At 52.9% G+C, this 1,613-nt stretch carries 1 protein-coding gene; it reads right to left on the bottom strand.

Annotation, left to right across the window (positions count from 1 at the left end; genetic code table 11):
* Window positions 1-1,271, bottom strand: a 1,271-nt coding sequence (locus RC85_RS25680; protein ID WP_068267799.1) for an IS4 family transposase, incomplete at its 3' end; no start/stop codon positions are given.
* Between the last annotated feature and the right edge of the window lie 342 nt (window positions 1,272-1,613).

Raw genomic sequence — 1,613 nt, 5'->3', positions numbered from 1 at the left:
GGCAGCTTGCGGCCTGATGCGCTCACCAGTGCTCCTTGGTAGGCAAGGTTCCACTCTTCCAGCGTGTTGAAGTCTTTGTACAGAAGGTCGTAACGAAATGTCGTCCACACGCCGCTGAAGCTGAGGCGACGAGGTTTGACATTGATCAGTTTAGCCGCTTGTTTGCGAAACTGAGTCACTAGGTTGTAAGCGATCACTGATCCCAGCAACTCTTTCTTGACCGTGTCGACGCTCTTGGCACGAATGTTCTCGGAGTCCATCGTGACCTTCAGGTCTCGGATATCGAATTCAATATCATACCGCCGCCGATACAACTCCCCGACCGATACCCCATCAGTCTCAACATTGGTAACCAATTCAAGCGTTTGCTCATTCTCCAAATCGACTTGATGAATGAATGCCTCGACGGCTGCGTCGGCCGGAAGCGCAGGATGTTTCTTTCGTTCTTTAGCGGTCGGTTTCCAGATCAGGTGATAGGTTCGGCAACCTTCCGTTTCTTCGATCAGAGTGGCCTTCTTGATGTACGCTTTGTAACGCTGTTTGGTCAACCTGAAGACGAACGGCTTTGCTCGCAACTGGCAATGGAAAGCGACTGAAAAGATGCCGAAACCGCTATCCGCCAACACGATCGAGTTCTCGGGAAGTCGGTCAATGATCTTCTCAGCTTGTTTCGGTTCGCTGGAGTTTTTGGAGCCGTACATCGGATCGACCTGGGGAACCAACGCGCAGCCGGTCTGCATTTCGTGAGCAACCATCAAACAAGCCACTGGCCATACCGACTCGCCGTGCTTGTTCATTGCGGGCGGGAAAGCCTTTTTTAGTTCCTGTGTTGGCGGCAGCGTGATGGTCGTTCCATCGAGGATGAAGACGCGCTGGTCTAGGAAAGCTGGTTCCGCCCGACGAGCCAGGTGATCGCATACTCGATGTGAGAATTCCTCGATCACTTCAATTGGCAGATTCTGCCGAGCCTTGTTGTAAGCGGAGTTATTTTCAGACAGCTTGCCTTCGGTGACTCGTCGATTCTCGGGCAGAATGTCACTGTGGTTATTGATGAGGTCTTTGACAACTTGCTCAAGCGTCAGTCCACCTCCTAGTCGCTGCATCACCAGCAACCAGAGCGTGGGTGCCTGCGTGTAGACCCTTTTGGCGTGAGAAGGTTCCTGTCCTTCAAAGGCAGCTTGAAGCTGAGGTAAGCCAATCAAATCGGCAAGCAAAGTCTTTGCACGACAGAACGGAGAATCAGGATCGGATTCGTTTGTTGGTGCTACCATCACGGTTTCTACGCCAAAGTGACATTGGAAAAGAAACCAATTTCACTGCGCGAATTCCGTGCCAAAGAGCTGTCGATTCCAGCCGTCCCCCCCGGAAAAACCAAAGTAGGTGGCATTGGGGTGGCACCCCCGGCAGAGATTGTGTCGGCACTCCGTGCCTGGCCGGAGCAACAAGCGAGGCAACCAATCTAACGCCGTAACGGATATTTTGTAGCCGAACTCGCCTGAGTTTGGATGTTTTGCCGAATCCACCAAAGTCTGGCGACTTCGGCTACGCCGTGGCGCCGACGTTTTTCATTAGCAGTTCGGCGATTTGCACGGCGTTGGTGGCGGCTCCCTTTC

The organism is Rubripirellula obstinata (assembly GCF_001642955.1).
In the GTDB taxonomy this organism is placed as follows: Bacteria; Planctomycetota; Planctomycetia; order Pirellulales; family Pirellulaceae; genus Rubripirellula; species Rubripirellula obstinata.
The sequence above is the reverse complement of the archived record's forward strand: the minus strand, read 5'-3'. Positions and strand labels throughout refer to the sequence as shown.